General features: G+C 60.8%; 20 protein-coding genes. 15 read left to right on the forward strand and 5 right to left on the reverse strand.

The annotated features are described in order from the left end of the window. Window positions 1-81 precede the first annotated feature (81 nt). Window positions 82-354 (forward strand): type B 50S ribosomal protein L31, encoded by a 273-nt coding sequence (locus Q1V60_RS12200; RefSeq protein ID WP_300630564.1) that lies wholly within the window; start codon window positions 82-84, stop codon window positions 352-354. 20 nt (window positions 355-374) lie between these two features. On the opposite strand, the gene Q1V60_RS12205 is transcribed toward Q1V60_RS12200, so the two are convergent. Genes Q1V60_RS12205 through Q1V60_RS12215 form a run of 3 tightly spaced genes read right to left on the reverse strand, consistent with a single transcriptional unit; the run spans window position 375 to window position 4,509 of the window. Then, window positions 375-1,754 (reverse strand): ATP-binding protein, encoded by a 1,380-nt coding sequence (locus Q1V60_RS12205; RefSeq protein ID WP_300630565.1) that lies wholly within the window; start codon window positions 1,752-1,754, stop codon window positions 375-377. Next, window positions 1,751-3,577 (reverse strand): DAHL domain-containing protein, encoded by a 1,827-nt coding sequence (locus Q1V60_RS12210; protein WP_300630567.1) that lies wholly within the window; start codon window positions 3,575-3,577, stop codon window positions 1,751-1,753. Before Q1V60_RS12210 ends, Q1V60_RS12205 begins: the two co-directional genes overlap by 4 nt. Then, window positions 3,574-4,509: a cytochrome c peroxidase gene (locus Q1V60_RS12215; protein ID WP_300630611.1), complete on the reverse strand. Its 936-nt coding sequence runs from the start codon at window positions 4,507-4,509 to the stop codon at window positions 3,574-3,576. Before Q1V60_RS12215 ends, Q1V60_RS12210 begins: the two co-directional genes overlap by 4 nt. Before the next feature lie 266 nt (window positions 4,510-4,775). Here Q1V60_RS12215 and Q1V60_RS12220 point away from each other — a divergent pair, with 266 nt between their 5' ends. From Q1V60_RS12220 to Q1V60_RS12230, 3 genes are read left to right on the forward strand one after another with little or no spacing between them, the layout of a single operon-like run. Then, on the forward strand, window positions 4,776-6,077 hold the full coding sequence (locus Q1V60_RS12220) for an HD domain-containing phosphohydrolase (protein WP_300630569.1): 1,302 nt from the start codon (window positions 4,776-4,778) through the stop codon (window positions 6,075-6,077). 37 nt (window positions 6,078-6,114) lie between these two features. Next, the gene (locus tag Q1V60_RS12225) at window positions 6,115-6,528 is read left to right on the forward strand and encodes an NUDIX domain-containing protein (protein ID WP_300630571.1); all 414 of its coding nucleotides are present in this window, start codon (window positions 6,115-6,117) and stop codon (window positions 6,526-6,528) included. 57 nt (window positions 6,529-6,585) lie between these two features. Beyond that, window positions 6,586-7,095 (forward strand): GNAT family N-acetyltransferase, encoded by a 510-nt coding sequence (locus Q1V60_RS12230; RefSeq protein WP_300630612.1) that lies wholly within the window; start codon window positions 6,586-6,588, stop codon window positions 7,093-7,095. A gap of 219 nt (window positions 7,096-7,314) precedes the next feature. Here Q1V60_RS12230 and Q1V60_RS12235 read toward each other — a convergent pair whose 3' ends face one another. Continuing rightward, window positions 7,315-11,463 (reverse strand): DUF6543 domain-containing protein, encoded by a 4,149-nt coding sequence (locus Q1V60_RS12235; protein ID WP_300630573.1) that lies wholly within the window; start codon window positions 11,461-11,463, stop codon window positions 7,315-7,317. A 257-nt stretch (window positions 11,464-11,720) separates the two neighbouring features. Between Q1V60_RS12235 and Q1V60_RS12240 the strand changes: the two genes are divergently transcribed. The 5 genes from Q1V60_RS12240 to Q1V60_RS12260 all read left to right on the forward strand — a co-directional run bounded on the left by Q1V60_RS12240 (window position 11,721) and on the right by Q1V60_RS12260 (window position 15,422). Next, window positions 11,721-12,740: an alpha/beta hydrolase gene (locus Q1V60_RS12240; RefSeq protein ID WP_300630575.1), complete on the forward strand. Its 1,020-nt coding sequence runs from the start codon at window positions 11,721-11,723 to the stop codon at window positions 12,738-12,740. 56 nt (window positions 12,741-12,796) lie between these two features. Further along, a complete protein-coding gene (locus Q1V60_RS12245; protein WP_300630577.1) occupies window positions 12,797-13,450 on the forward strand; it encodes a DsbA family oxidoreductase in 654 nt (217 codons plus the stop codon). A gap of 273 nt (window positions 13,451-13,723) precedes the next feature. Continuing rightward, window positions 13,724-14,644: an arginase gene (locus tag Q1V60_RS12250; RefSeq protein WP_300630579.1), complete on the forward strand. Its 921-nt coding sequence runs from the start codon at window positions 13,724-13,726 to the stop codon at window positions 14,642-14,644. Next, complete coding sequence (locus Q1V60_RS12255) at window positions 14,641-15,021, forward strand: EamA family transporter (protein ID WP_300630580.1); 381 nt, start codon at window positions 14,641-14,643, stop codon at window positions 15,019-15,021. Before Q1V60_RS12250 ends, Q1V60_RS12255 begins: the two co-directional genes overlap by 4 nt. Next, entirely contained in the window at window positions 15,018-15,422 is a 405-nt protein-coding gene (locus tag Q1V60_RS12260; RefSeq protein ID WP_300630582.1) for a transporter, read from the forward strand. The genes Q1V60_RS12255 and Q1V60_RS12260 overlap by 4 nt, the downstream gene beginning before the upstream one ends. 33 nt (window positions 15,423-15,455) lie before the next feature. On the opposite strand, the gene Q1V60_RS12265 is transcribed toward Q1V60_RS12260, so the two are convergent. Continuing rightward, complete coding sequence (locus Q1V60_RS12265; protein ID WP_300630583.1) at window positions 15,456-16,226, reverse strand: MipA/OmpV family protein; 771 nt, start codon at window positions 16,224-16,226, stop codon at window positions 15,456-15,458. Window positions 16,227-16,456: 230 nt separating this feature from the next. Here Q1V60_RS12265 and Q1V60_RS12270 point away from each other — a divergent pair, with 230 nt between their 5' ends. From Q1V60_RS12270 to Q1V60_RS12295, 6 genes are all read left to right on the forward strand, one after another. Then, complete coding sequence (locus tag Q1V60_RS12270) at window positions 16,457-17,155, forward strand: MtnX-like HAD-IB family phosphatase (RefSeq protein WP_300630585.1); 699 nt, start codon at window positions 16,457-16,459, stop codon at window positions 17,153-17,155. Next, window positions 17,148-18,542 (forward strand): aminotransferase class III-fold pyridoxal phosphate-dependent enzyme, encoded by a 1,395-nt coding sequence (locus tag Q1V60_RS12275; protein WP_300630586.1) that lies wholly within the window; start codon window positions 17,148-17,150, stop codon window positions 18,540-18,542. Before Q1V60_RS12270 ends, Q1V60_RS12275 begins: the two co-directional genes overlap by 8 nt. After that, window positions 18,539-19,450 (forward strand): alpha/beta fold hydrolase, encoded by a 912-nt coding sequence (locus Q1V60_RS12280; RefSeq protein ID WP_300630588.1) that lies wholly within the window; start codon window positions 18,539-18,541, stop codon window positions 19,448-19,450. Before Q1V60_RS12275 ends, Q1V60_RS12280 begins: the two co-directional genes overlap by 4 nt. Before the next feature lie 79 nt (window positions 19,451-19,529). Then, a complete protein-coding gene (locus Q1V60_RS12285) occupies window positions 19,530-20,654 on the forward strand; it encodes a GNAT family N-acetyltransferase (RefSeq protein WP_300630590.1) in 1,125 nt (374 codons plus the stop codon). Then, window positions 20,654-22,432 carry a HAMP domain-containing sensor histidine kinase gene (locus Q1V60_RS12290; protein ID WP_300630592.1) on the forward strand — a complete coding sequence of 593 codons (1,779 nt, stop codon included), beginning with the start codon at window positions 20,654-20,656 and terminating at the stop codon, window positions 22,430-22,432. The genes Q1V60_RS12285 and Q1V60_RS12290 overlap by 1 nt, the downstream gene beginning before the upstream one ends. After that, entirely contained in the window at window positions 22,422-23,819 is a 1,398-nt protein-coding gene (locus tag Q1V60_RS12295) for a sigma-54 dependent transcriptional regulator (protein WP_300630593.1), read from the forward strand. The genes Q1V60_RS12290 and Q1V60_RS12295 overlap by 11 nt, the downstream gene beginning before the upstream one ends. The last annotated feature ends 41 nt before the right edge of the window (window positions 23,820-23,860 follow it).

Raw genomic sequence — 23,860 nt, forward strand, 5'->3', positions numbered from 1 at the left:
ATTGCAATCGGTTCTCGTTTGGGTGCATGATTTGTGTTACTGTATAACGCATAAAGTTCACCCATACGCCCCGGAGGCCTTATGAAAGCTGGTATCCATCCCGACTACCGCACTGTGCTGTTCCATGACACCGCCGCCGATGTGTTCTTCCTGATCGGCTCCACCGCCGACAGCGACCGCACCCATAAACACAGCGATGGCAGCACCTACCCGTACATCCCGCTGGACGTCTCGAGCGCCTCGCACCCGATCTACACCGGCCAGCAACGCAAGACCCAGGTCGAAGGTCGGATTGCCGGGTTCAACAAGCGTTTCGCCTCGTTTGGCTCCAGCCCCAAAAAAGCCGAGGAATGAGCATGCGTCGGCGGCGTGCCCTACGCCGCCGTCTGCCGAATCGGCAGCACCACCCGAAACGTCGTGCTCTTGCCCACCTCACTGCTGACCGAAATAGTCCCGCCGTGTTTCTTGACGATGCCGTAAGACAATGACAGGCCCAGCCCGGTGCCTTCGCCCACCGGCTTGGTGGTGAAGAACGGGTCGAAAATCTTCTGCAGCGTGTCGGGGGCAATGCCGCAGCCGTTGTCCGCAACTTCCAACCAAATGGTTTCGCCGTCCACGCCGTTGCTGATGGTGATGGTGCCGCGCTCCGGCCCCACGGCCTGGGCGGCGTTGATCACCAGGTTCATCACCACCTGGTTGAGCTGCGAGGCCAGGCATTCGATTTCCGGCAGTGGCGTGTAGTGCTTGACCACATCGGCCTTGTACTTGAGTTCGCTGGCGACAATGTTCAGCGTCGAATCGATGCCGTGCTGCAGGTTGGCGAACTGCCAGGTCTGGTCGTTATCCACCCGCGAGAAGTTTTTCAGGTCCTTGACGATCTGTACCACGCGGCCGATGCCGTCCTTGGATTCGCGGATCAGCACCGGAATGTCTTCCTTGAGAAAGTCCAGTTCCAGGTCTGTGCGCAATGCTTCAAGCCGCTCGCGCTGGTCCTGCGCCGGGATCAGCGCTTCGCTGTGTCGATAAGCCTCCAGCATCTGTTGCAGCTGGTTGAAGTAGCTGTCGAGGGTACTCAGGTTGGATGAAATGAAGCCCACCGGGTTGTTGATCTCGTGGGCGACGCCGGCCGCGAGTTGCCCCAGTGACGCGAGTTTCTCGGACTGCACCAACTGGCTTTCCAGCTGCTTGCGCTCGTTGATTTCCAATTGCAACGCCTGGGTGCGTTGTTCCACCAGTTGTTCCAGCTGCAACCTTTGCAGCGACGCACGCCGGGCCATGTCCCATTTATTGGCCAGGGTGTTGGCCATTTGCTGGACTTCGATGTTGTCGAACGGTTTCTTCAGGATCAGCAACCGGTCATAGGCGTTCAGGCGCGACAGCAGCTCGTCCCAGGAATAATCCGAGTACGCGGTGCATACCACCACTTGCAGCTCAGGAGCGACCTTCCACAGTTGCTCGATGGTCTTCGCACCATCCCAGCCTTGGGGCATGCGCATGTCAACGAAGGCCAGCGCGTAAGGGCGTTGCTCCGCCATGGCGGTGCTCAGCAGGCCCAGGCCTTCTTCGCCGCCATAGGCACAATGCAGTTCGAACGTCTGGGCCTGCGGTTTGGCGGTGTCGCCGAACAGCGCCGCCTCCATATCGTCCAGCGCCTGGTTGGTTTCCACGCTGGGCATCAGGATTTTGCGGAAATCCTCATGAATGGACGGTGTGTCATCAATCAGCAGGATGCGCCGGTTGGGAGGCTGGTTCATGGGGGACTTCCGGCAATGGTCAAAGGGATCGTCAAGGTGAACACCGCGCCAAGGCCTGGCCCTTCGCTGTGAGCGGTGAGCTGGCCATTCATTTGCACGGCGGCGAGGGCGCAGCTGTGCAGGCCGAAACCGTGGCCTTCCTTGCGGGTGGTAAACCCGTGGGTGAAGATCCGCGTCATGTTCTCGGCCGGTATGCCTTCGCCGTCGTCCTTCACACTGATCTTAAGCGTATCGTCACCTGTGCGTTCGACCGTCAGGGTCATTTGCCGTGCCCGCTCGGACAGATGGGACATGGCTTGCTTGGCGTTGCTGATCAGGTTGACCATGATCAGCAGCAGCCGGTGTTTGTCCCCCAGAATCGGCGGCACCGGCGCGTACGTCTTGACCACCGTGACGTGGTGACGGCTCAGCGCGCCGGCGTTCATGCGCAGGGCATCGTCCATCAACGCGCCGATATCCAGGGGCTCCAGCAGTGTGGAAGCGCCGGCATAGGATTGCTGGGTCGAGACGATGTCTTTGATGTGATCGATGCTTTTGCTCAGTTGCTTGAGCTCATCGCTCATGCCTTGCTGTTCGATGGCAATCGCCTCCACCAGTTGGTTGAGGTAAGCCGGGAGCAATTTGCCTTTTTCATCCTCGGTGAGAAAAGTGCCCAGGTCGCCCTGATGGGCGTTGAGCAATTGCATGGCTTTGCCCAGGCCCAGGGCCTTGCTGCTGCGCAGTGTGCGGCTGACCAGTTCCGCGGAAATATTCACGCTGTTGAGCACGTTGCCGACATTGTGCAGCACATTGGTGGCGATCTCGGCCATGCCCGCCTGACGGGCGCTGTCCAGCAACTCGCTCTGGGCGTCCCTGAGTTGTTGCGTGCGCCGTTCCACCCGTTGTTCCAGGGTTTCGTTGGCCGATTGCAAGGCGCGATTGACGCGGTTGATCTCGGCGAAACTGCGCAGCAGGCGCACGGCCAGGTAAAGCAGCAGCACCACCAGTAACGTGGAGAACACCAGCAGGTAGCGGTGGTACTGGTGGTCGATGAGGTCGGCGGCCTGCTGGTCCTGATTGAGGTGGGTGGTCAGCGCGTCGAGGCGCTCGGCCACGGGCACGGCGGCAATCCGTTCGAGCAGGCTGTTGACCACGGGCTGTTCGCGCAGGATCAGCGAAATATGGTTGCTGAGGATATCCACCGGCGCCTGGAACTCACTGGGCAGGCTCTGTTTGTTGATCGCCAGTTTGCCCAGCCCCACCAGAATATCGGCGGCGCGCTCGTCGCTGGTGACCTGGGCGAACTCCAGGCTGCTGAGCAACAGGTCGTAGGTGTCGGTGACCACGTCTTGCAATTGCAGCCGGCCTTCATCGTCAATGTTGTTGAACAGGGCCTGGATGTCATCTTCGGCGGTCGGCAAAAACGCCAGTGAGTTACGTAACACCGCGTTGTGGGATTTGAACTGGTCCACCAGCCGGGCTTTTTCCTGAATGGCCAGCTGATACGCCGTCTGGCTGGCTTGCCAACCCGGCAGGTCGGTGGCGCTGTGGTAGGTGGCGCGCCTGTCCAGTTCAGCCCCGATCCGGGTCATTTGCGTCAGGGGCGTGACCAGCGGATCGTAGTTATGAGTAATCGCGATCCGCGCCTTGAGCACTTCGCTGTCCCATTGGGCATTGAGCTGCAGGAGCTGGCGGATCAGGTCCCGCGACTGGGTATAGGTGGCCGTCTGGTCGCGGGAAGACTTGAGGTACAAAAACACCAGCGTGGAGGCCAGCAACAGCGTCATCAGGCCAAGCAACACTTGGCTGGCGCGGCGGCGATACAGGCGTGACAGTCGTTTCATAGCGGCTTGCCCGCCCATTCGCCGGTCAGGGTCTTGAGAAACTGGATAATCAGGTCCTTGTCTTCCTGGGTCGGATTACGCCCCAGTTGATACTTGAACATCACATCCACCGCCTCTTCCAGGGTCTTGGCCGACGCATCGTGGAAATACGGTGCCGTGACGGCCACGTTGCGCAGGCTCGGCACCTTGAACACATGGCGGTCCTCTTCGTCCTTCGTCAGCAGGTAACGTCCGAGGTCCGACTCCTGCGGGTTGCCGCGCGCCTGGAAGTAGTCGCCCATCACACCGAATTTCTGGAACATATTGCCGCCGATATTCACGCCCTGGTGGCAGGCGATGCAGCCGTAATCCTTGAAGCGCTGGTAGCCGTACTTTTCCCGGGTGGTCAGTATCTCGGTGTTGCCTTGCAAATACTGATCGAAGCGTGAATTGGGCGTGATCAGCGTGCGCTCGTAAGTCGCCAGCGCGTTTTGCACGTTGGCGGCGTTGAGGCCGTCGGGGTACGTCTGCTTGAAGGCGCTCTGGTAGACGGGCAGGGCCGACAGGTTCTGCACGACGGTGTTCCAGTCACTGCCCATTTCCACGGGGCTGGTGACCACCTGTTCAACCTGTGCTTCCAGCGTGTCTGCCCGACCATTCCAGAACTGCTTGAAGTTCAGGCTGGCGTTGAACACCGAAGGCGTGTTGAGCGCCACGGGTTTACCGTCAAAACCCGTCGAGAACGGCGTGGTGTCGGCGCCACCGGATGCCAGGCGGTGGCAGCTGGCGCAGGACAAGGTGTTGTTGGCCGATAAGCGCGGCTCGTTGAATAATTGGCGCCCCAGCTCAACTTTGGCCGGGTCCAGCATCGGTACCGGCGGCAAGGGCTTGAGCGCCTCGTTCAGCGGCGCGGCGGAAAGTGGCGCGCCGCTGCCCAGGCACAACGCGACAATAAAAAAGCCGAAACGGGCAGTGGGAGCATTCCTCAAGCGAGCACTCCCTGCCGGCCCTGGCAGGCGCGGTTCAGCTCAAAGGCCTGGAGGCTCGACGGCATAACGATTCCTTCCGTGGTTCTACAGCTGAACGGAGTGCGCACCTGATGTGGCAGCATAGTTGAGTTCCCTTGATATCGACGGCCACTTGGCGTCAAATCACATCGTTTGCATGTTACAGCGGTTCAATTGAGCTTAACGTCGTTTAATTTGAAGGCAGAGTCGCCATGGATGAACAACTCGCTACGAAGTCCGCCGTTCTGCTGGTCGACGATGAAGAATCCATCCTCAACAGCCTGCGCCGCCTGTTGCGCAGCCAGCCCTATGACGTGGTGCTGGCCACCAGCGGAGCCCAGGCGCTGGAGATCATGGCGGCCCGGCCTATCGACCTGGTGATGAGCGATGCGCGCATGCCCGGCATGGACGGCGCCACGCTGTTGGCCGAGGTGCACCGCCTGTATCCGGGCACCAGCCGCATCCTGCTCACCGGTTACGCCGACCTCACCACCATCATCAAGGCGATCAACGACGGGCAGATCCACCGCTACATCAGCAAACCCTGGAATGACGAAGAGTTGCAGCTGATTCTGCAGCAGTCGCTCGAACATCAGCGGCTGGAGCGCCTTACCCGCGAGCAGAACGATCAGCTCAAAGCGCTGAACGCCACGTTGGAAAAACGCGTGACGGCACGCACCGCCGAACTGCAACAGACGGCCGACATGCTCGACCTGGCCTACGACGAACTCAAGCGCAGCTACGTGACCGGCACGGAAGTGTTTTCGTTGCTGGCCAACCTGCGGCTGCCCAAGGACAAGCAAACCAACCGTGCATTGATCGAACTGATCCGCGTGTGCTGCGCCGCCCAGTCCATAGACGAAGCCAGCACTCGCGACCTGACCATGGCCGCGGCGCTGTACAACATCGGCAAGCTGAGCTGGAGCGACAGCATGATGGTGTCGCCGTCGGACAAGCTGCACAGCACCGACCGCGCGCTGTACCGCGAGTACCCGACCCAGAGCGAGTCACTGCTGATGACCCTGGAACCGATGAAGGATGCCGCGCGGATCATTCGTCACCACCAGGAACGTTGGGACGGCTCGGGGTTTCCCGACCATCTCAAGGGCGACGCGATCCCGCCGGGCTCGCGGCTGCTGAAACTGGCCGTGGATTTCATCGAGCTGCAAAAGGGCTTGATCCTGGAGCGACACCTGAACAGCGACGAAGCGTTGCTGTATATCCGCAAGTACGCCGGGCGGCTTTATGACCCGGAGTTGGTTGAGGATTTTGTGCAGGCCTGCGCCACCTTCCTCAGCGATGTGACCCTGGGTGATCCTTCGGTCAAAGTCCTCACCACCCGCGAGCTGGAAGCCGGTATGGTGCTGGCGCGCAACCTCAATGCCGACAACGGCATGTTGTTGCTCAATGCCGGCAAAGTGCTGAACCTGCCGTTGGTGGACAAGCTGATTGCGTTCGAGGCCATGGAAGGGGCCAAGTACAGCGTGTTTATCAAGGAAGCGGAAGAGGCCTGAGGGCTGTTCTTTTTTCTCAATTCAAGGCGTTCGTTTCATGTCCAAGACTATTCGTATTGCCGCCGCTGTGTTGATCGACAGCGCCGGCCAAACCCTGCTGGTACGCAAGCGCGGCACTCAGGCGTTCATGCAGCCCGGCGGCAAGATCGATGCCGGTGAGCAACCCGTGCAAGCCCTGGCCCGTGAACTCTACGAAGAGCTGAATATGCGGATCGAGCCCGGCGACGCCGTGTACCTTGGAAGCTTCTCGGCCCCGGCGGCCAACGAGCCGGGGTTCACCGTGCACGCCGAGATGTTCCAGTTGCACATCGACAGGCCGGTGGCCCCAGCCGCCGAAATTGAAGAAGTGTGCTGGATCGACCCGACCGGTGACGGTGGCCTGGTATTGGCGCCTCTGACACGTGATCAGATCCTGCCGTTCTATCGTGCATCGCTGACCACCACGGCCTGACCTGCCGGCCCCAAGGACTCGACGATGATCGCTCCCAACCCTATTGACGAGCAGCGCATGACCATCCGCGCGCTGTCGCCCGGCGACGCCGAGGCGTATCGGGCGTTGATGCTTGAGGCCTATGAGGTGTACCCCCAGGCGTTCACCTCCAGCGTCGCGGAGCGCGCTTCGATGCCGTTGAGTTGGTGGCAAAAACGCCTGGACGGTGCGTTGGACCGTTTGCTCGGCGCGTATGTCGGCGACGTTCTGGTCGGCATTGTCGGCCTGGCGTTCGAGCCTCGTGAGAAGGCGCGGCACAAAGTGACGTTGTTCGGCATGTACGTGACTCAAGCCCATCAACGCAACGGCCTGGGCCGCCGGTTGGTGCAGGCGGCGCTCGGCCAGGCGCGCGAGCACCCGCGCCTCAAGGTGGTCCAACTGACCGTCACCGCCGGCAATGACGCCGCCTTTGCGTTGTACCGGCGCTGCGGCTTTATCCAGTACGGCCTGGAACCGTTGGCGGTGCGGGTGGGCCTGGATTACTTCGACAAGATCCACATGTGGCGTGAGCTGCGCGGCGAGGGTTAAGCGCGCTTTGGTAAAACTGTGCCCTTTCCCAGGCATAAAAGCGGCTGAACGAATAATCCGTGGTGACGGAGCTTGCTCTCGCTGGGTCGCGAAGCGGCCCCAGAAAATGGAACCGCTACGCAGTCCAGCGGGAGCAAGCTCCCTCGCCACGGTTAAGTGCTCTTTCTTAATTACCGGGGAGGGGCATTACATTCCCCAGGCGACCGGCCTGGCCCCTTGTTAATCAAAGATGCCCCGGAGTACGAAGACATCTTTGCCATCCTCTTTTGCGATGCTCTCAATCGCCACCCGCCATCGACCACGCCCCGCGCCTGCCTCTACCTGGGGTAAATCAATATAGGTGTAGTTGCCGATTTTTTTGCGGCTGACACGACCTGCCTGAATGTCCTGAGTGATCTGCTCAAGTTTGTTTCTCGCACTGTCTGATAGCAGCGGGCTTTGCGCTTCCAACAGCTCGTCCTGTTTCACGATGTTTACCACGGGGTCTCGGGCCGTTGGGGAGGCCGGGGAAGGTGTCGGTGCGGGGGAGGGTTTTTCAATTTTTTTGGTGGGTACGCGGGGGGCGTCAAACTCTAAAGGCGCTGAAAACCGAGGGAGGTTCTTTTCAAAATCCGTGACGGAAACACTGTCGATCATTCTTACGCCAGACTCACCGCCCCTGTGTGTACCGCGTGACATGGCGATATAGGGAATGCCGGATTTTTTGAAATCCTCGGCGAAGGAGTCCACGCCCAGTTCCTTGAGTTTTTCCTTGAATTTTTGTGTTCTGAACAGGGTTAAGGATTTGTGTACCGCAGGGTTCGACAAAAGCGATTCCAGCGCCATATCGCGCGTAATTTTACTCTCGGTGACTATTTGGGTAATCGTTTGTTGGCGACCTTTTTCGTTTAGAAACGCCTTGAGCGAATCCGCCGCCCAGCTTGAAAGTTTATATTTTTTATCAAATTTATCCATGCTCTTCATTTGCTGGGGCGTGATCGCATAGCCTACAAACTGTGCGCTTGTGTCAGGGTCCTGGATTTTAATGGAGGCTCGGATTTCTTTTGAGAAGTTATCGTTTTTGCCAATTAATCTTTTTATTTGTTTGAATAATTCATCTTTCTCCACCGGCAGCAGGGGAGGGATCAGGTTCGCGGTTGATCTGTTGATGTGGACGTAAATGTCCGCCTCCGAATGCATCCTCAACAACGCGTCACGTAATTCATTTTGGGCGCGGAGGCTTAAATTTCGCTGCCCCGAGACCCTCTGACGAAAGGTGGCTTCGTCGATATTCCCCATCTGCTGTCGCGCGTTCGCCAGCATGGTTCGCTTCTGCGGCTCGGTTATTTCTTTAATGATGGGTTCGAAATACCTTAGTTGCTCATCTGTTGCGTAAACACTAAGCGCCGCGATCAAGTCGGCATCCACTTGCTGTTCAGGCGTGAGCCCGCGCAGCATGCCCATCACCGTGCCGCCGCCCGCTGTCGTGCGTTCGAAACGTGGCTTCCAGCTTTTTGCGTCACCCGGCACCACCCTGAAGTTCGCACTGTTTCCTGCCGGGTCTTTTACATAGCGCGCACCGTCTTCCACAAAAGACTGAAACAGGTGATAACGCCCGCCTTCATCCCTCATCGCGATCAGTTGGTTATTGTGTTTGTCAAAAAAACACGGGGCGCTGCCCGAGGTGCGTGACAGCGTGTAGTGGTTCGCCTGAGCAAATTCGTCCACGTCAAAGAATGCGTCGATTTGTTTGGGCAACCGATACGCGGCCACATCGACCCAGGCCGGCTCCAACGGCCGGATCGAGGCCTTTGTGACCGCGATGCGTGCCTTGTGGCGGGTGCCGATTTTTCGGACCAGGCCCGGTACACGGCGGCCCAGTTGTCTGGTCAGGCTTAGCCCTTTATCGATACCCCTGCGCACAAACGTCTGCGCGGCCTTGCCGGGCACCAGGTCGATAAAAAGATCCGCCACTTCAACGCCGAATATAAAGGCGTTTACGGCGGACTCGCGGGAAATCTGCGCATTGCTGCGTGAACGAAACGCGGCATGCGCGAGTTGAAACCCAAGCTGCGCCAGATACAAATACGCGTGAAAATTGCCGGTTATCGTTGTCAAGGCGTAGCGGTGCACGCCGCGTGTATCGCTGAATATCCGTGAGCGCTCTTGCGCATCGTTGGTGGCCATGCGCTCGCTGAAATAGGCTCGCCATTGCGCTTGTGCCTTCAGCGCGTCCAGCTCCCCCAGGCCGTTGGAGAGTTCCCTGAAGGGCGCGTCATCCGGGGCGTCCGGCGTATACAGCACGCAGACGCCGCCAGGCGTGGTGCCTTTTCGCTGAATGATCAACACGCCGTTGATCACTTGCCCCCCTCGGCCTTCTTCCAGTGCGCTGCCCATCACCAACAGGTTCACGTCGATCTCGAACTCGCTGACCCGGGGGCGTTTTGTGGAATCGGGGGACTCGATCACCGCCTTTATCCAGTCAAACCCGCTGCCGGGCGTTTCGAATATAAACAGCTTGTGAACATCGGGATTCAACCGGCTCTCCAGGGCATCCTTGTGCATTTTCGCCGCGTTGGCGCGCTGCCAGGCGCTGGCGAAGCTGTTGCCTTCGCCGCCCTGCGAAAAGGTTGACCTCAGGTACTCGGCGTATTTTCGTCCAACGTCGGCTTCTTGGGCGAGCGCGCGTAAATCCGAATCGCCAAGCGTGCCCTTGGTGGCGCCGTCGGTATCGACAAGGGTGGCGGTGGCGCTGATGGTTCTGTGGAAGTCATGCGCGGACCATGGGTCGACATTGCGCTGGGCGTAACTGCCCAGTGTGCGCAGGTCTATGACAACCCGGCTCTTCCAGGTGCCACTGGCCAGTGTCTGGCCTTGCAGAAACCGTGGGATGTTTATCTTTTCATCGGCGGTGATGTAAACGATCGAGGTGTTCTCGTCGCGATACCCCGTCAGCTCGACCGGCAGGGAGGAGGAGGTACGCAGACGAACCAGGCTTTTATACGGGGCGATATCCACGTCGGCGTAGGCCGGTTTCTGTTTTTTCAGAACCTTGTCGGTGTGTTCCAACGAGAACGCTTCCAGCGTCTGTACCGTTTCAAGAAAAGGCATGAGCGCCGCATTGCTCTCGTCCATCGCCTGTTCCAGTTGCCTGTAGCGGGCCTGGTCGGGCACATCGGCAGTTTTCAGCCACTCGGGTTCGCGCACTTCCATCAGGCGCAGATTGCGTGCGGCAAAGGCATCGGCGATGTCCAGATACTGGGTGGTGTCCGCCGCCAGATCGAGTTCGCCGGCCACCGGCAATGTCTCCTGGCGCAAGGCTTCGCGCACAGCAAAATATTGTCGAATCCGCACTGAGCGAACACCGTGGGCCACGATATCGGCGTCTATCGTTGACGGGCTTGCGGCCAGCACGGGCAAACCGGTCAGCCCTGCGCGGGCCGTCGTCGACAGGCTTGCGAGCAAGCGCTTGCCGGCCGGGCCGCCTTCGCGTATGCGCGCCGCCACGGCTTGATTCAAACGGCCCAGGTTTTCATATTCCTCAAACTCCTCGCCCGGGCTGTACAGCATCACGCTGCCCGTGGGCGGAGTCTTGCCCGTGGCGTTGAGGATGAATGCCGCCGCGAACTCACTGCCGTCCTCCAGCATCAGCCGGTATACCGCGGGCCTGTTGTCGATGGCGAAGGCCTTTTCCCGCGCCGCCGCAGTGGGGTACTTGAGCACAGTGTCGGCCAATGTCCGCCCGGCCGCCGACAACGTGCCATCCACCGTGCGCAGCGCCAGTTGATGGGCCAGCACCTGGCGACGCAAGGCAACCAGTTGTTCCTCCGGGTCGGGTTGGTTGTCCTGCGCTGTACCCCAGAACGCGTTCAGGCTCTCGATGACGGCGACTTCCGTCGAACCGGCCAGTTGCGCCGTCGTGCCGTTTGAAGACAGGTGCTTGTCCGCGTCCAGCGTGTTGGGTTCCCGGAAGAAGGCACCGCTCTGTTGGGTCAAATAAGTGCCGGCGTCCGGCGCGCGCAACCGGATGAGCAACGACCCCAACGGTTCGCTGGACACGAGTTGCCGTTGCCCCTCCTGGTCTTCCCGGTAACGGCTGTAAAAGATCTGGTTGGGGTTGATGGGCCGGGGCAAATGGGGAAATGCTTCAGTCAATTTATGCTGATACACCCTGCCCAGGCTTGGCTGTGCCTGCATCAAGTCGTCGGTTTGGACATTGAGTCTGGCGAGCTCGCCGATGAGGTGCTCCTGCTGGTTCTCGATCGAAGACGCCGGCGGTACCACCGGTTGCGTCACAGGTTGCAAAGTGACGAGGGGCGGGCATTTGGCCTGGATCGATTGTGGATCGTCACCCTGTTGGGTTGGGGAGGAAGGCGAAGAAGTGTGCATGCGCGAGCCCGTACTAAAGGGCGCAGGTTGAGCGAAGGTGCTGTGCGCCCGGATGAATGTGAGGGTGCGAGTGTAGGTGCGCCGCCAAGGGGCTCAGCGGTGCATGTGTCTCGGATAAAACGGCTTGGCGGCGCAGTGGCCGCCCTCGAATGACCGTTGGGCGCCCTTCATCAAACTGTCACGCAACTGTGGCAGCGCGCTTGAACAAACTTCATCAGACTCGCGCTCTACTGGGGTTCTGCGTTTCGGTGTTTTTCATGCGCGTGTTGCTTTTACTGGCCGCTCTGTTGTTCGGCCTGCCGTGTTTTGCGGCTTCTCGATGTGACGTCAATGTCCCGACCCAAACGGTCGACCTGGCTCAGGTGAGCATCGCCTACCAGAGTATCGGCCGTGCGTCCGACCCGGCCTTGCTGCTGGTGATGGGCCTGGGTGGGCAGTTGATCCACTGGCCCGACGAAGTGGTGGTTGCCCTGTGCCAGCAAGGTTTTCGGGTGATCCGCTACGACAACCGTGATGTCGGTTTATCCACCTGGCGCCAGGCGCCGGCCAGCGCCAATCTGACGTTCGAGGTGCTGCGCTACAAGCTCGGCCTGCCGGTGGCGGCGCCGTATACGCTGACCGACATGGCCGACGACGCCCTGGGTTTGATGGATGCGTTGCAGGTTCGGCAATTTCACGTGTTGGGGGCGAGCATGGGCGGCATGATCGCCCAGCACCTGGCCGCGATGGCGCCGCAACGGGTGGAGAGCCTTACCCTGATCATGACCAGCTCCGGCGCCGAGGGCCTGCCCGCCCCGAATGCCGCGCTGGTGCAGTTGTTGTCGCGGCGCAGCGCGCCCAATCGCGAAGTCGCCCTGGAACAGCAAGCCGATTTGCTCGCAGCGCTGGGCAGCCCGAATGTGCAGGATGATCGCCAAGCATTGCTGCATCAGGCGGCGCTGTCCTATGACCGCGCGTTTAATCCGGAAGGCGTGAAGCGCCAGATCATGGCGATCCTCGCCGAGCCGAGCCGCGTGCCGTTGCTCAACCAACTGCGCGTGCCGACCCTGGTGGTCCACGGCACCGCCGACCCGTTGTTGCCGGTGATGCATGGCGTTCATCTGGCCGCGCATATCCGGGGCAGCCAGTTGAAATTGATTCCAGGCCTGGCCCACCGTTTTCAGGAAGCCTTCAAGGCGCCGTTGCTGGCAGCGGTGCTGCCCTACCTGCAAGCCCATCGCGAAGATACCGCGCACTGGGCGCAGATCGACTTGGGTGAGCCTTCGAAGCTGCTGTAAAGGTGGTGTATCGTGTGGCCTTTGTGGCTTATCAATGCCAGCGAGGTGGCTGACCCATGAGTACTCCCCTGAAAATCAATTTCGTCAGCGACGTGTCTTGCCCCTGGTGCATCATCGGCCTGCGCGGCCTGACCGAAGCCCTCGATCAGCTTGGCGCCGAGGTGCAGGCCGAGATCCATTTCCAGCCGTTCGAGCTGAACCCGAACATGCCCGCCGAAGGGCAGAACATCGTTGAGCACATCACCGAAAAATATGGCTCCAGCGCCGAAGAGTCCCAGGCCAACCGCGAGCGCATTCGCGACATGGGCGCCGCGTTGGGCTTTGCCTTTCGCACCGACGGCCAGAGCCGCATCTACAACACCTTCGACGCGCACCGCCTGCTGCATTGGGCCGGGCTGGAAGGCCTGCAATACAACCTCAAGGAGGCGCTGTTCAAGGCCTATTTCACCGACGGCCAGGACCCTTCCGACCACGCGACCCTGGCGATCATTGCCGAAAGCGTCGGCCTGGACCTCAAGCGCGCCGCCGAGATACTCGCCGGCGACGAATACGCCGCAGAGGTGCGTGAGCAGGAGAAATTGTGGGTCACCCGTGGCGTGACCTCGGTGCCGACCATCGTGTTCAACGACCAGTACGCCGTCAGCGGTGGCCAGCCGGCCGAAGCCTTTGTCGGGGCGATTCGCCAGATCATCAAAGAGGCCAAAAACTAAGGCAAGGCACATAGCCAGATGTGAAAGGGGGCACTGCCTGTAGGAGCGAGCTTGCTCGCGAAAAACGCTCAGGCGCCGCGTGCCTCCAGGAAACACGCATTATCGTTGACGTTTTTCGCGAGCAGGCTCGCTCCTGCAGTGGAACTGTTACTGAACGGTATCCCTCCCGCATGGGACCTGTGTTCACGGCCGCCTGGCCCGCCCCTTGCATTGACCCCCCTAAAGCCCATCCGGTCTGCGGCTGGGCGCTGCTATTAGGGGTGAAACACGACCTTGAACATTCTCGACCTCGACCACAGCCTTACCGGTCAGGCGCCGATTGCCCAGCGGTTGGCCAGCGGCCGGGCCACGCGCCTTGATCTGCTGGACCTGGGCCCGAAGCTGCGCCTGTGGTCCACCGAAAAAACCTGGAAACGTTTCGTCGAGCGCCTGGCCCAGCGGCCACGGCCCAGCGATGCGCGCCCGGAAATCCTGTTCGTCGGCTCCGGCGACTATCATCACCTCACGCCGGCGTTCCTCGCCGACCTGAAAGAGCCCATCAGCCTGATCCACTTCGACAACCACCCCGACTGGGTGCGCTTTGCACCCAGGCGCCACTGTGGTTCGTGGGTCAACCGCGCGCTGAAAATGCCGGCGATCAAGCGCATCGTCACCCTTGGCCCCTGCAGTGACGACCTGCACAACCCGCAACTGCGCGGCGGTAACCTCGGCGCCCTCAAGCGCGGGCAGTTGCAGCTGTTCCCCTGGCAGCACCCGCCCTCGAAAGTCTGGGGCAGGGTCGGCGATGGTGCCGGGCATCGACAGCAGGAGAATCACCTGCACTGGCGCAACCTGGCGCAGCTGGACTGGGCACTGTTTCTTGATCAGATGATCGCCGGCCTGCCCACCGAAGCAATCTGGATCACCCTCGACAAAGACGTGCTCGCCAGTGAAGACGCCGCCACCAATTGGGACCAGGGCGGCATGCGGCTGAGCCACTTGCTCCAGGCCTTGCGGGCGTTGGCGGCGCATAAACGCATCATTGGTATCGACGTGTGCGGCGAGTTCGCGGTGCCGGCGTTCAGCAACGCCTTCAAGCGCTGGGAGGCCAAGTCCGACCAGCCACCGCCCGAGCGTTGGAGCGCGCACGACTTGCAGCGCAATGCGACGACCAATGCAGCCCTGATCGACCTGTTCGAGGAGTTGTTCCCGTGACCCTGACCGTAGTGCTGTTGCTGGCGTTTTCCATCGTCCTCGATGTGGTTGGCCAGTTGTGTTTCAAGCTGGGCGTGGACCGTTTGCCGCAACTCGATGGCGGTTTTCGTCTGCGTGCTTTCTGGGGCCAGGTGTTCAACGCGCCGCTGCTCTGGGCCGGAATCGGGGCCTATGTCATCGAGTTTTTCGTCTGGCTCGAAGCGTTGTCACGCGCGCCGTTGAGCGTGCTGTTTCCGCTGGCGGCGTTGGCGTATTGCCTGGTGGTGCTGGCGGGCAAAGTGGTACTCAAGGAAACCGTAAGCCGACGTCGTTGGCTGGGCACCCTGGTGATTACCTTCGGTGTGATGTTGGTGGCGATTGCGGGAGGCCAGGCATGAGTACGCAAATCATCAATACCGGTTGGCTGCATGGGCGGGTTGGCACGCTGGTGCTGTGGGCGCTGTTGATCGCCACGGAAAGTGCCGGGCAGTTGTTTACCAAGGTTGCCGGTGATCAATTGGGCCAGATGAATTTCACCTGGCAATGGCTGGCGGAAGTGGGGCGCAACCCTGGGATTCTGGCGGCGATTGCCAGTTATATCAGTGCGTTTTTTGTGTGGATGCTGATTCTGCGGCGTAGCAGCTTGTCCCTGGCTTTTCCCTTGAGTTCGCTGGTGTTTGTGGCGGTGCTGCTGGGATCTTGGCTGGGGTTGGGGGAGCACATCAGCGGTTTGCACTGGGTGGGTGTTGCGGTGATTGTCGGGGGGATCGCGTTGCTGGCGGAAGGAGAAGAGAACTGAGGTTGCAGAGCAAACCCCAACCCGTCTCTGGTATCAGTCGAACGTGTAGCTGATCGCCGTCTGCACCTGCCCCTGGTTCACGTCGCCGGCCTGTCTGACGATGCTGCTGTTGGCTGCCGAGCCGACCAGGCGGACCCAACTGGCGCTGGTCAGCAGTGACCAGTGCGTTGCCAGCGGGAACGCGAAGCTCTGAGTCAGCGCGACGTTTTGAAAGCCACCGCTGGCGTTATAGGGCCGAAAACCGGTAACGGCCGCTTCGTGGCTGTCGACGCCGAAGAACGTGTTGGCCTGGCGTGCATCGGCAAAATGCGCGACCAGGCCAGTGCTGCCGATAATCCCGCCACCCAGTGGGTAGCCCAGCTCGCCGCCCAGTTTGCCGAGTGCGCCACTTTGCGCATGGCCACCGCCCACGGCCTGGCCCAACTGCGCGTAGACCCGCCAGAAATCGGCCGGGGCGTATTGGACGAAACCACCGACCTCGGCCATATCCGACACATTGCGCAGGCCCTGCAGCGCGCCGTTGGACGTACGGCCCGACAGGTAATTGATGTACGGGCCGGCTGTGAGTCCATGGGTGTTCAACGCGCTCCAGGTCAAGCCGTCATCGGTACTCAGGCTGACGTCGCCCCAGTCCAGGTCCAGGTAGGGCACGGGGCGGGTTTCGTAGCGGGTGCCGCTCGGGTCGTGGGGCTGGTAACTGAGGCCCGCGCCCACGTCGCCGCTGATGCCCTGGGCCGATGCGCCATTGGAGGCGCTGCACAGCCCGAAAAAACCTGCGAATACAACAGCCGTGAGCTTGGACATGGTGCGCTTTCCCGGTGAGTTCATGCGCGCATGAACGCGCAAACTATCCCTGCCGCGCAAGCACTCATCTTGTTTGTAGCAAGCTACAAAAATTGTAGCTTGCAGCGCACACACCCGCCCCGGATTCCCGGAAAACCCCCGGCCCTGCTGGGCTTTGTTCCGTTGGCACGCTCCCTGCTCTACCGGTAATGCAAGCGCTTACAGCGCGCCTCTTTCCAAAGGTAGACGCAATGATCCAATGGCACATCGTGTGTGACTTCGACGGGACCATCACCCCCACCGATGTCATCGACAACGTCCTCCAACGCTTCGCCGGCCCCGAGTGGGAAACCATTGAGCAGGAATGGCTGGATGGGCAGATCGGTTCACGTGAATGCCTGAGCCGCCAACTGGCGCTGATCAAGGCCACCCCCAGTGAACTGCTGGCGTATTTCGACAGCGTCGAGATCGACCCGGACTTCCCGGATTTCGTCGATCACGTCATGGGCCTGGGCGCGACCATCGAAGTGGTCAGCGACGGCATCGAGCAGGGCATCGCGCGCATTCTGTCGCGTAACTACGTGTCGTTGCTGCCGATCCTCGCCAACCGCCTGCGTCAGGTCGACCAGAACAGCTGGCGCATCGACTTTCCATATGCCAGCGATGCCTGCCGCGCCGCTTCCGGCAACTGCAAATGCAAGTCCACGCCGCGCGACAAGCGCGTGCTGGTGATCGGCGACGGCAAGTCCGATATGTGCGTGGCCTCCACCGCCGACTTCGTGTTCGCCAAGGGCAGCCTCGCCGAGTACTGCGTCGCCCACCACATTCCTCACGCGCGCTTCGACACCTTCGCCCAGCTGCCCGCATTGCTGGCTCAACTGCCACAAAGCATCGCCGCCAACGCAACGTCCTTCACTGCCGACACTCAGGAAATTTTCCATCATGTCTGATATCCGTATCGCTACCGCCGAAGACCGGATCCTTCTGGATAAAGAAGCCAAGTACTGCTCCTACGGCGACACCGTTCACTACATCGAGCCGCCGCGTATCTTCAGTCGCTGCGAAGGCTCCTATGTGTGGGACACCGAAGACCAGGCGTATCTGGACCTGCAGATGTGGTACTCGGCCGTCAACTTCGGCTACGCCAACCCGCGTCTGAACAACGCGCTCAAACAGCAGATCGACACGCTGCCGCAGATCGCCAGCCAGTACCTGCACAAAGGCAAGATCGAGCTGTCGGAAATGATCGCGGTCGACGCCAAGAACAAGTTCGGCCTCGACGGCCGCGTGCACTTCAACGTCGGCGGTTCGCAATCGATTGAAGACTCGTTGAAAGTGGTGCGCAACGCCAGCAACGGCAAGAGCCTGATGTTCGCCTTCGAAGGCGGCTACCACGGCCGTACCCTCGGCGCTTCATCGATCACCTCCAGCTTTCGCTACCGTCGCCGCTACGGCCACTTTGGTGAACGCGCCAATTTCATTCCATTCCCGTACCACTTCCGTGGCCCGAAGGGCATGACCAAGGAAGAATACGGCAGCCACTGCGTGCAGCAATTCGCCCGCTTGTTCGAGACTGAATACAACGGCGTCTGGGACCCGAAAACCAACCAGTGCGAATATGCGGCGTTCTACGTCGAGCCGATCCAGGGCACCGGCGGCTACGTGATCCCGCCGATGAATTTTTATCGCGAGCTCAAGCACGTATTGGATCAGCACGGCATCCTGATGGTCTGCGACGAGATCCAGATGGGCTTCTACCGCACCGGCAAGTTGTGGTCGATCGAACACTTCGACGTGCAGCCGGACGTGATTGTGTTCGGCAAAGCGCTGACCAACGGCCTCAACCCGCTGGGCGGCATCTGGGCCCGTGAAGAGTTGATCAACCCGAAGGTATTCCCGCCAGGTTCGACCCACTCCACCTTCGCCTCCAACCCATTGGGTACGGCGGTCGGCCTGGAAATGTTCAAGATGACCAGCGAAGTCGACTACGGCGCGATGGTCATGGCCAAGGGCAAATACTTCCTCGAAGGTTTGCAGGACTTGCACAAGCGTTTTCCGATCATCGGCGACGTCGACGGCCTGGGCCTGGCGCTGCGCTGCGAAATCTGCGGCCCGGATGGCTTTACTCCAGACAAGGCGACCCTGGACTACATGGTCGAGGAAGGCATGAAAGGTGACATGGTGGTCGATGGTCGCAAACTCGGCCTGATCCTCGACGTGGGCGGCTACTACAAGAACGTGATCACCCTGGCGCCGTCGCTGGAAATCAGCTACCCGGAAATCGAACTGGGCCTGAAGCTGCTTGAGCAATTGCTGGTGCGGGCGACCAACCGGTGAAAACAGCAGAGATCGACCTCGGTGAAGGGGATGCCGGTTTCGTTCTCGGTGACGGTCCGGTCGGGGTCTTGTTGATCCATGGCCTGACCGGCACCCCAACCGAATTGCGACAGGTCGCCAAGGGGCTGGTCAAGGCGGGCGGCTGCACGGTGTACGTGCCCACCCTGGCCGGGCACTGCGGCGATAACAGCGATCTGCAGGCCACCGGCTGGCGGGACTGGTACGAAGGCGTGCGCAAGACCTTCGTCCAGGTCAGGCAACGCCATCAGCAGGTGTTCGTCGGCGGCTTGTCCATGGGCGCGGTGATGTCGATGTACGTGGCGGCCGAGCACCCGGGGCAGGTCGCCGGGCTGCTGATGTATTCCACCACCTTGAAGTACGACGGCTGGAGCATCAACAAGCTGGCCTTTCTCACGCCGTTGCTGATGAAGATTCCGTTCGGCGTGCACGTTTGCAGCTTCGAAGAGAAACCGCCCTATGGCATCAAGAACGAACGCCTGCGGGCCATCGTCGAGCGGCAGATGAAGGAGGGCGAGAGCAGCGAGGCGGGGTTGTTGACCATGGAGGGCATCACCGTGCGCGAGTTGCATCGCCTGAACGCGGTGGTCAAGAAACGCATGCCCGCGATCAAGGTGCCGGCGCTGGTGTTGCACTCCATCGAAGACGACATCACCAGCCGCTGGAACGCCGATTACGTGGAGCGCCACCTCGGTGGCCCGGTGACCAAGGTCCTGCTGGATAACTGCTACCACATGATCACCGTCGATTTGCAATACCGCCGTGTGATCGAGTTGAGCGCCGAGTTTATCGGGCAGCATTCGCTCCATGCCGAGCCTGGCTTGTTGTGGCGAGGGAGCTTGCTCCCGCTGGGCAGCGAAGCTGTCCTGGAACCGGCGGCTTCTTTTTAACTGGAAAAACTCGCTGCAGTTGAGGGGGCTGCTTCGCAGCCCAGCGGGAGCAAGCTCCCTCGCCACAAAGGGATCAGATGTGATAACCACCCAAGCCTACCCGACCATCCGGGCTATCGAGCGCAGCGCCTGGAATGACTGCTTTCCCGGTGCCCTGGAGGACTGGGACTATTACCTCGCCGTGGAAAACGCCGCGATTGATGACTTTGAGTGGCGTTACTTGGCCGTTTACGAAGATGAAACGCTGGTGGCCGTGGCGGCTGCGTTCATCACCCATTATCGCCTCGACACCACGGTGTCGGGGGCCGGCAAGCGCTTGACCGAGCGCCTGGATCGCCTGTGGCCGGGCGCCTTGCAGTTGGCCCTGTACGCGATCGGCTCGCCGGTGGCCGAGCGCTGTGACGCGGGTGTCGCCAGTCACGTGTCCGAGGGACGAAGGCCGCTGTTGCTCCAGCAATTGCTCGCCGCAGCGCGCCGCGATGCCGACCACTTCGGCATCGGCCTGGTTGCGGTCAAGGACGCACCGACCAACGACTCGCACTGGGCCGAAAGCTGTCGCGTCGCGGGCTTTCAAAGCATGCCGAGCCTGCCCACGGGCGTGTTGCCGGTGCCCTATGGTTCGGTGGATGCGTACCTGGGTTCGCTGGGTAAATCCACCCGCAAAGACCTGCGCCGCAAACTGCGCGCGCCGGGACCGCGGATAGAGTGGCGGCACAATATCGACGATGTGCTGCCCGAGGTCATGCGCCTTTATGAAGCCACGCTCACGGGTTCGGACTTGCAGTTCGAACGCCTGCCCGCCGGTTACTTCACGGGGATTCTCGAGCAACTGCAAGCGCGGGCGGCGTGTGTTCTTTACTGGGTGGACGGGCACCTGGTGGCGTTCAACCTGATCCTGCTTGACGAGCATCGGCTGATCGATAAATTTTTCGGGCATGACGTCGCGTTCAGCCGTGAGTACAACCTGTACTTCCGCAGCTGGCTGACCAATGTCGACTACTGTATCCAACACAATATTGCGGTGTATGAGTGCGGCCAGGCCGGATATGCCAGTAAACTGCGGCTGGGCTGCCAGTTCCAGGGCAACAGCCTGTTCTTCCGCCACCGCAACCGGTGGGTCAACGGCGTGCTCAAGTTAGTCAAAATGCTGTTCCGACCGGATCGTTCCGACCCTGCCATGGCTGCTGCGATAAGCGAAACCTGATGATTACAAAGACTCGCCGCAAAGCCCGCCCCTTTGCCATTTCGCGCTGGAGCGTCCAGCGCAAGCTGGTGCTGGCCTTCTGGCTGGTCAGCGTGATTCCGACCATGATCGCGGCGGAACTGGCCGCCGCCACGCTGTCGCAGATTTTCGACAGCAACGTGCGTATCTGGCTGCAGGAGTCGACCAAGATCGTCAAGGACGAGATCGGCGACATCCTTCACGACAACGCGCGCATGGCCAAGCTGTTCCTGCGCTATACCAGCCCACCTTCATCCAAGCAAGCCGAGCGGCATGACCGGCTCATCGCCGACATCTCCGATGCCACCGACATCGATGTGGTGGCGCTGATTCGCGCCAGTGATCACAAGGTGGTGTTCAGCACCGCCGCCGACGACATCGTCAAACAGATCAGCCTGACCAACAATGCGGTGTTGCAGATCATACAAGTCGCCGGTGTGAGCACAGGCCTGGTGGTGTCGACCTTCGAGACCAATCGCGATGGGGTCGATTATCTGTTGCTGGTGGCCACTTACCTGGACAGCAGCTTCCTCACCAGCGTGGCCAATGTGCACTCCCTCGACCTGCGCCTGTACCTGGCCAACCCCACGGGGTTTACCGAGATATTTGCCACTCAGCGTTTCGAAAGTCACCCGGCGCGCATTCCCAAAGACGTCGAAGTCGCGCTGCGCAGCACCCGGCAGCCGAGCGAGCAATTCACCAAACAGTACAGCGGTCTGTACTGGCCGATATTCAACGATGCCGGCGAGCTGCAAGGCGTGATCTTCAGCGGCCTGCTGCGCCACACCAGCCTGGTGGGCCTGGTGAACCAGAGCAACCTGTTCGTGCTGATTTTCCTGGTCAGTTCGGCGCTGTCGCTGGCTGCGGGCGTGTGGGTGTCGCGACGCCTGACCCAGCCCCTGCGCGACTTGTCCCAAGGCGTGAATGCGGTGATTGGCGGCGACTATGCTCACCGTGTAACGGTCAGCGGCGGCGACGAGCTGGCGCAACTGAGCAGCACTTTCAATCACATGACGGAACGCCTGGGCGAACTGCATTATCTGGAAGCCCAACTGCGCCGCCGTGACCGCCTGCATGCGCTGGGTGAAGTCGCCATGGGCCTGGCCCATGAAATCCGCAACCCGTTGGGCATCATCAAGACCGCCACTCAACTGTTGCACCGGCGCGCCGACCTTCCGGAGACCGACAAGCGCCACCTGGAGTACGTCATCAGCGAGGTCAGCCGGATCAACGAACTGATCACCGAATTTCTTGACTTCGCCAAGCCCAACCCGCCGATACGCGTACTGCAACCGGCACGCGCGCTGGTGGAAGAAATCCTCGGTTTCTGCCGCCCGCAGTTGAACACCCACAACATCGACGCACAGATAGACGACCAGGCGCCCGACGCCACGGTCTACGTGGATGCCAAGCAGTTCAAACAGGCCTGTCTCAACCTGATTCTCAACGCCATCGACGCGATGCCTGAAGGCGGGCGCCTTACTTTGGGTATCCGCAGCGCGGGCGATAACACCGTGATCAGCATCGTCGACACCGGCGAGGGCATCCCGGCAGATATGGTCGAGCGCATCTTTACGCCGTTTGTCACCACCAAGGCCTCGGGCACGGGCTTGGGCCTGGCCAAAGTCTATTCGATCATGGAAAGTCACGACGCCAGCATTGAGTGCGTCTCCGAGAAAGATGCCGGCGCCACCTTCAACCTGTACATTCCGGCTAACGGTGAAGACGACGGCGAGGATGAGGACGGCCATGACGCATAACGTATTGGTGGTCGACGACGAACCCAAGCTCTGTGACCTGTTATCGTCCGCCCTGAGCCAGAATGGCATCCAGGTGTTTACCGCCGGTAATGGCTTGCACGCGCTCAAGGTATTGGAGCAGGAAGGCATCGACCTGGTCATCAGCGACTGGCGCATGCCGGGGATGGACGGGCCGACGTTACTGGCCGAGATCAAGCAGCGCTATCCGCACGTGCCGGTGATCGTGATGACGGCCTACAGCACGGTGAAAAATGCCGTGCAATCGATGCGCAACGGCGCCTACGACTACATCGCCAAGCCGTTCGATATCGACGAGCTGGACATCACCGTGGCCAAGGCCCTGCAGTTTCGCGACATCATGCGCGACAACGCACGCCTGCGCGCCGAGCTGGATGAACATGCACAGTTCGACAGCCTGGTGGGCGACAGCCCGGCGTTTCGTAAAGTGCTGCAAGCGGTGGACTCGGTGCGCGACAGCAGCGCAACCATCCTGCTGACCGGCGAAAGCGGTACCGGCAAGGAAATGGTCGCCCGCGCCATCCACAAGCACGGCAGCCGCGCCGATCAACCGTTCGTGGCGGTCAACTGCGCGGCGATCCCCGAAGGTTTGCTGGAAAGCGAGATGTTCGGTCATCGCAAGGGCGCCTTCACCGGCGCCGTGGCCGACCGGGTAGGGCGCTTCATGCAGGCCGACAAGGGTACGCTGTTTCTTGATGAGGTCGGTGATATGCCGTTGGCATTGCAGGCCAAGATTCTGCGCGCCTTGCAGGAACGGGTCATCGAACCGGTGGGCGACCCCCGCGAGCGCAAGGTGGACGTGCGGGTGATCGCCGCCACCAACAAGAACCTGCTCGACGCGGTGGCCAACAAGGAATTTCGCGAAGACTTGTATTACCGCCTGAATGTCTTCCCGATTCCTCTGCCGGCGCTGCGCGAGCGCGTGGAAGATATCGCGCCCCTGGCCCGGCACTTCGCCCGCACCCTCAGCGCGACCGCCGGCAAACGCATTACCGGGTTCAGCCCCGAAGCCTTGCAGGCCATGGCGGCGTACGCCTGGCCGGGCAATATCCGTGAACTGCAAAACTGCGTGGAGCGGGCGACCATTGTGGCTGCTTCACCAGTGATCGAAGATATCGATTTGCCGGGTTACCTGTTCGTCTCCAGGCCCGCCGAGGCTGGCGCAGCGACGATTCTGAGTGATGGCCCGGGTGTGCCGCAGGATCTGGATGCGGCGCTGGCGGAGGTGGAGAAAGCCTATATTCTGGCGGCATTGCAGGAGAGCAATGGGGTGCAGGCCGCGGCGGCGGCGAAGATCGGGATCTCCGAGAGGAGCTTCTGGTATCGCTTGAAGAAGCTGGGTATCCACGTGGACAAGATCGTCCGCTGATCGCTTTCGGCCTGGCCTCAGATAGCGGTGAGCCTGTCGCG

Source organism: Pseudomonas sp. (genome assembly GCF_030147005.1).
Taxonomy (GTDB): domain Bacteria; phylum Pseudomonadota; class Gammaproteobacteria; order Pseudomonadales; family Pseudomonadaceae; genus Aquipseudomonas.

Bases quoted from the DNA above. Each gene is read 5' to 3' on its own strand.
- Q1V60_RS12200 (WP_300630564.1), top strand. From the start codon at position 82: ATGAAAGCTGGTATCCATCCCGACTACCGCACTGTGCTGTTCCATGAC.
- Q1V60_RS12205 (WP_300630565.1), bottom strand. From the start codon at position 1,754: ATGAACCAGCCTCCCAACCGGCGCATCCTGCTGATTGATGACACACCG.
- Q1V60_RS12210 (WP_300630567.1), bottom strand. From the start codon at position 3,577: ATGAAACGACTGTCACGCCTGTATCGCCGCCGCGCCAGCCAAGTGTTG.
- Q1V60_RS12220 (WP_300630569.1), top strand. From the start codon at position 4,776: ATGGATGAACAACTCGCTACGAAGTCCGCCGTTCTGCTGGTCGACGAT.
- Q1V60_RS12225 (WP_300630571.1), top strand. From the start codon at position 6,115: ATGTCCAAGACTATTCGTATTGCCGCCGCTGTGTTGATCGACAGCGCC.
- Q1V60_RS12230 (WP_300630612.1), top strand. From the start codon at position 6,586: ATGACCATCCGCGCGCTGTCGCCCGGCGACGCCGAGGCGTATCGGGCG.
- Q1V60_RS12235 (WP_300630573.1), bottom strand. From the start codon at position 11,463: ATGCACACTTCTTCGCCTTCCTCCCCAACCCAACAGGGTGACGATCCA.
- Q1V60_RS12240 (WP_300630575.1), top strand. From the start codon at position 11,721: ATGCGCGTGTTGCTTTTACTGGCCGCTCTGTTGTTCGGCCTGCCGTGT.
- Q1V60_RS12245 (WP_300630577.1), top strand. From the start codon at position 12,797: ATGAGTACTCCCCTGAAAATCAATTTCGTCAGCGACGTGTCTTGCCCC.
- Q1V60_RS12260 (WP_300630582.1), top strand. From the start codon at position 15,018: ATGAGTACGCAAATCATCAATACCGGTTGGCTGCATGGGCGGGTTGGC.
- Q1V60_RS12265 (WP_300630583.1), bottom strand. From the start codon at position 16,226: ATGTCCAAGCTCACGGCTGTTGTATTCGCAGGTTTTTTCGGGCTGTGC.
- Q1V60_RS12270 (WP_300630585.1), top strand. From the start codon at position 16,457: ATGATCCAATGGCACATCGTGTGTGACTTCGACGGGACCATCACCCCC.
- Q1V60_RS12275 (WP_300630586.1), top strand. From the start codon at position 17,148: ATGTCTGATATCCGTATCGCTACCGCCGAAGACCGGATCCTTCTGGAT.
- Q1V60_RS12290 (WP_300630592.1), top strand. From the start codon at position 20,654: ATGATTACAAAGACTCGCCGCAAAGCCCGCCCCTTTGCCATTTCGCGC.
- Q1V60_RS12295 (WP_300630593.1), top strand. From the start codon at position 22,422: ATGACGCATAACGTATTGGTGGTCGACGACGAACCCAAGCTCTGTGAC.